Source organism: Thioalkalivibrio sp., assembly GCF_041685615.1.
In the GTDB taxonomy this organism is placed as follows: Bacteria; Pseudomonadota; Gammaproteobacteria; order Ectothiorhodospirales; family Ectothiorhodospiraceae; genus Thioalkalivibrio.
In genome coordinates this window covers 1-4,582 of sequence record NZ_JAWLFK010000089.1, presented here as the reverse complement: position 1 = coordinate 4,582, position 4,582 = coordinate 1, and the positions used below count along the sequence as shown (strand labels likewise).

Genomic DNA, 4,582 nt, shown 5'->3' with positions numbered 1-4,582 from the left:
AAGGGCCAGGTCCGGGTGCACCAGGGAGGGCCCGGGGAAATTCGATTGCGGTCTTTGGGAAATGCCGCGGCGGGTGGGATCAACAGGCCCGGCCATGATCCCGTAACGACAAGGCTCCGGCGCGTAAATGCGCCGGAGCCTTCATGGATCGGCGGGCGGGAACGTGTCAGGCCGTGGTGTTGATCTTGGTGCCCACGTTGTCCGGCAGACCCTGAGTGGCGGCCTGCATCTCGCCGACGTCGGGCATTGCCTGCAGCATCGACTGAGCGGCCATCTCCTGCGACTCCATCGCCTTCTTCTGCACGGCCACGTCCTTCTGCACCGCCAGCTGCTGCTGACTGCCCTGTGTGGCCATTGCGGCCATTGCGCTTGCATCCATCGTGGTACTCCAGCGTTCTGAGTGTACAGGCCCGTTACGTTCCTGATGCGGACGGGCCTGTCCCGGGTGACGGCTGCATCCCGTCAGACTTGAGCCCTTGAAACGTTTTTTTTGGAACGGCTTTTCTCCGAAGGAATCCAGCGCGCGCACCGGTCCACGCCTTTCTCCGTCTCCTCGTACCCTCCGTGGTTACACGCCCTGACCCTCCCTGCGTGCCTTCGTGCGCCTCGTGGTGCGAAAGAGCCCTCGCCCTTCAGCCCTCACCCCCGGCGTTGCGCCCGGAAGCCTCAACGGGCGCACGGCAGACCCGCGCGGCGAAGCGCCGCATCACACCCCGCGCGACGCGGCCCTCGGGCTCGATGCAGAACCCGGCGAGCTCCACCGCAGACTCGGTATCGCGGTTCGGGTGGCACCCGCCGGTGATGCAGGTCCAGGCCGGCTGCACGCAGTCCTGGGTACGCGCCAGCAGCGGCCGGGTGTGGCGCACATGCTCCAGCATGCGCAGCTCGCCCGCCTCGGCCAGCACCCGGCGCACCTCGGCCAGGGCCCGCGGGGGGTCCTGCACGCTGCAGAACACCAGGCCGGAAACCACGGTATCGAACGCCCCGTCCGCAAACGGCAGGGCCTCAGCACGCGCCACCACCAGCGGGACGGAGGGGCACTTGCGACGCGCCCGGCGCAGGGCCGCCAGATCCGGATCCATGCCGATGACCCGGGCCGGATCCGCGTACAGCGGCAGGTCACGCCCGGTACCACAGCCGATCTCCAGCACGCGGCCCCGCACGCCCTCGACCAGGCGCCGCCGCCAGCGACGCAGGCCCAGCAGCTCGGCACCGGCCATCAACCCGTCGTACAGCCAGGGGATCTGCTCAAGACCGCGCATCGCGACTCCAGGGGACGGACCGAAAAGTGTGACGAGAACCGCATTCTTTTGGCGGGTAGAAGGAACCTGTTTCCTCAATCCCTGTCCACTTGTACAAGTTGCGGAATTCATCGGCTCATGGCAACGGCAGCCGGTGATCCGCCGTTCGGACACAAACCCTCCATCACACGGGTGTCCGGATGATCTTTGGCCCGGCGTTCGCGCCGGGCCATTTTTTTGTGCGGTGCCTGCGGTTCAGCTGCCGGTACCACCGATGAGGTTGAGGAACTCGCGGCGGGTGCGGCCATCCTCGCGGAAGGCACCCAGCATCACGGACGTCGCCATCGACGAGTGCTGCTTCTCCACCCCGCGCATGGTCATGCACATGTGCTTGGCATCCACCACCACGCCCACGCCCTTGGCATTCGTCACCTCCATCAGGGCCTCGGCGATCTGGCGTGTCAGGCTCTCCTGGATCTGCAGCCGCGCGGCGAACATGTCCACGATGCGCGCGATCTTCGACAGCCCGATCACCTTCCCGTTGGGCAGATAGGCAACATGTACCTTGCCGATAATCGGCAGCAGGTGGTGCTCGCACAGGGAATACAACTCGATGTCGCGCAGCAGCACCATCTCGTCGTTGTCCGACGAGAACAACGCCCCGTTCACGATGCTGTCGAGGTCCTGGTGATAGCCGCGGGTCAGGTACTGCATCGCCTTCGCGGCACGCATCGGCGTATCCAGCAAGCCCTCGCGCCGCGGGTTTTCGCCCAGCCCGGCGAGGATGTCGCGATAACGCTCCGCGAGCTGCTCCGGCGCCGCCAGAGGCTGACCTGCGGGTTCCGTGGCCGCCGGCTCGTCGGCCGTACGGGCGTCTGTGTCCATGGTCGAGTCCTTGTGTTCACTCATTCTTGCGTTTTCCTCTGTCCGCCCCCCGGATTCGTGGAGCCAGCCCGGTCAGGCCGCCAGCGTGACCGCAAAACCAGAGGCCAGCGCCAGCATGGCCCCGGCCGTCAATACCAGGCGCAGGGTCAGGTACCCGCGCGGGATTGCCCTGCGCTGCAGACTCAGCCGGTCCACCCACAGCACCCCGAGGAACAGCACCGTCAGGGTCATCAGGGCCTCCGGCAACGGCTGCAGTACGGCCAGCCAGGCCAGAACGGACGGCACCACCGCCCAGACCGGAGCCGAGAGCGGCCCCACCCGATGCTGCCGATCCGCCAGATAGATCCCCCAGTGGACCGCCCCCAGGAACGACAGGATGACCGCACCATAGAGCGCCAGGGCCTCCAGCGCGAAAGCCTGCCATTCGGGCTGGGCCATCCAGGCGCCGATCCCGAAGAACGCGAAGGGTAGCAAGCCGCCGAATCCGAGGACCTGCAGAGTGGGCGAAGGCGCATCGGGTCGCGGCCCGTCGCCGCGCGCCTGCAGAGCCCGGTGGCCAAGATACTCGCGCAGTTCCGGGAGTCCGCCGATCACGCCCTCGCGCGAGACAAACAGGGGCAGCACCGATGCACCGGTGACCTGTTGCAGCGCATGGAACCGCTCCCGGTTGTGGGCCGATCCCATCCCCCACTCGAGCCGCTGCCAGCGTCCGGGTGCCGTTGCTTGCAGGAGCGCCTCGGCATCACGGAAGTCCGAAAGCCCGGAGGTGATCCCCACGATCTCGTGGGAAACCAGGGCCTCGCGGACCTCCGCCGGCCACTCGGGGACCCCTGCTGGTTCTTCATTCGTGGTCACGATCCAGTCCTCCATTGCGCCTGCTTCACTCTGGCTGGCATCCCCATTGGAACCCCCGAAAACTTTCGTCCGCCACCATTTACAAAAATTGTACAGATATTGTATAAGATGTACATCGCCTTGGGCCCTGGGAGTCACACCATGCAACGCTCGCGTATCGCCGTCATCGGTGGAGGCATCGCCGGCCTGTCCGCCGCCTGGATCCTGCAGACCCGCCACCAGGTGCAGCTGTTCGAATCGGAAGCCGAACTCGGGGGCCACGCCCGCACGGTGGAGGTGCCCGACCCCCAGGGCCGCACCGCCATCGATACCGGCTTCGTGGTGTACAACGAGCGCAACTACCCCCTGCTGACCCGCCTGTTCGGGGAACTGGACGTCACCACGCAGGACACCGACATGTCATTCGGGTACTCGCGCCAGCCCGACGGGGTGGAGTACGCCGGCTCGGACCTCAACACCCTGTTCGCCCAACGGCGCAACCTGGTGCATCCGCGCTTCCTGCGCATGGCCGCCGACATCCTGCGCTTCAACCGCCTCGGCAAGGGCCTTTTCGAGCGCCACGAGAGTCCGGAGGGCTCGCTTGGCGCCTTCCTCGACCGGCACCGCCTGGGTCGCGGCTTCGCCGACGACTACCTGCTGCCGATGGCCGCGGCGATCTGGTCCTGCCCGCCGGATGAAATCCGCGAATTCCCGGCCGCCAGCTTCCTGCAGTTCTTCCACAACCACGGCCTGCTGGATCTGCGTGACCGGCCCCAGTGGCGCACGGTCGCGGGGGGCAGCCGTGAATACGTCCGCCGCATGGCGCGGCGTCTGGAGCCGGGTTGCGTGGTTCACGAGCCGGTGCGCGCGGTCATGCCCGAGGCCGGCCAGTGGCGGGTCCTGACCGATGCCCAGGCAATCGGCTTCGATGCCGTGGTCTTCGCGTGTCACGCCAATACCGCGCGCTGGTTGCTGAACGGGACCGACCCCGCCCGCGACCGCCTGCTGTCGGCCTGTCGTTTCCAGGCCAACCACGCGGTGCTGCACACCGACCCCGCCCTGATGCCGCGCTCCCGTCGCGTGTGGTCGTCCTGGAACTACCTCTCCGGACGCACCACCCAGGCACGCGACAGCGTTTCCGTCTCCTACTGGATGAACCGCCTGCATCGCCTGGACCGCAGGGATGACTACATCATCAGCCTGAACCCCTGGCGCGACCCGCACCCGAACCACGTACTCGGGGAGCAGCACTGGGAGCACCCCGTCATGGACAGCGCGTCGGAAAAGGCCCGCCAGCGCCTCGCGGCGACCCAGGGCAAGAACGGCCTGTATTTCGCCGGCGCGTGGATGGGCTACGGTTTTCACGAGGACGGGCTGCGCTCGGCCGTTGCCGTCGGGCAATCCCTCGGCATCGAACCACCCTGGTCCCAGCCGGCGCACCCAGCGGACACCGGCGCACGCCCCGGGCGCGCGCCGGTGTCCACCGTCCACGGCGGCGGCCCGACCCCGGTCGGCGCGCCGGCCGCGCAATCGCGGAACGCCTGATGGACGCCGCCCTCGTCCACGGCACGGTGATGCACCAGCGGTTCTTCCCGCAGCAGTACCGCTTTCGCTACCCGGTC

The 4,582-nt window shown here is 67.5% G+C and carries 5 protein-coding genes and 1 pseudogene; 2 read left to right on the top strand and 4 right to left on the bottom strand.

Annotation, left to right across the window (positions count from 1 at the left end):
• Positions 1-166: 166 nt before the first annotated feature.
• The 4 genes from ACESLR_RS11600 to ACESLR_RS11585 all read right to left on the bottom strand — a co-directional run bounded on the left by ACESLR_RS11600 (position 167) and on the right by ACESLR_RS11585 (position 2,996).
• The gene (locus ACESLR_RS11600; protein ID WP_373026171.1) at positions 167-379 is read right to left on the bottom strand and encodes a putative motility protein; all 213 of its coding nucleotides are present in this window, start codon (positions 377-379) and stop codon (positions 167-169) included.
• Positions 380-632: 253 nt separating this feature from the next.
• Entirely contained in the window at positions 633-1,262 is a 630-nt protein-coding gene (locus ACESLR_RS11595; RefSeq protein ID WP_373026170.1) for a class I SAM-dependent methyltransferase, read from the bottom strand.
• 234 nt (positions 1,263-1,496) lie between these two features.
• Positions 1,497-2,150: a GTP cyclohydrolase I FolE gene (gene folE, locus ACESLR_RS11590; RefSeq protein ID WP_373026169.1), complete on the bottom strand. Its 654-nt coding sequence runs from the start codon at positions 2,148-2,150 to the stop codon at positions 1,497-1,499.
• Positions 2,151-2,198: 48 nt separating this feature from the next.
• On the bottom strand, positions 2,199-2,996 hold the full coding sequence (locus ACESLR_RS11585; RefSeq protein WP_373026168.1) for a DUF3429 domain-containing protein: 798 nt from the start codon (positions 2,994-2,996) through the stop codon (positions 2,199-2,201).
• 126 nt (positions 2,997-3,122) lie between these two features.
• Here ACESLR_RS11585 and ACESLR_RS11580 point away from each other — a divergent pair, with 126 nt between their 5' ends.
• On the top strand, positions 3,123-4,505 hold the full coding sequence (locus ACESLR_RS11580; protein ID WP_373026167.1) for an NAD(P)/FAD-dependent oxidoreductase: 1,383 nt from the start codon (positions 3,123-3,125) through the stop codon (positions 4,503-4,505).
• A pseudogene (locus tag ACESLR_RS11575) lies at positions 4,505-4,582 on the top strand (DUF1365 domain-containing protein); the annotation flags it as partial. The gene ACESLR_RS11580 and the pseudogene ACESLR_RS11575, both read left to right, overlap by 1 nt.

Coding starts and splice junctions, on each gene's coding strand:
- ACESLR_RS11600 (WP_373026171.1), bottom strand. CDS start 379: ATGGATGCAAGCGCAATGGCCGCAATGGCCACACAGGGCAGTCAGCAG.
- ACESLR_RS11595 (WP_373026170.1), bottom strand. CDS start 1,262: ATGCGCGGTCTTGAGCAGATCCCCTGGCTGTACGACGGGTTGATGGCC.
- folE (WP_373026169.1), bottom strand. CDS start 2,150: ATGAGTGAACACAAGGACTCGACCATGGACACAGACGCCCGTACGGCC.
- ACESLR_RS11585 (WP_373026168.1), bottom strand. CDS start 2,996: ATGGAGGACTGGATCGTGACCACGAATGAAGAACCAGCAGGGGTCCCC.
- ACESLR_RS11580 (WP_373026167.1), top strand. CDS start 3,123: ATGCAACGCTCGCGTATCGCCGTCATCGGTGGAGGCATCGCCGGCCTG.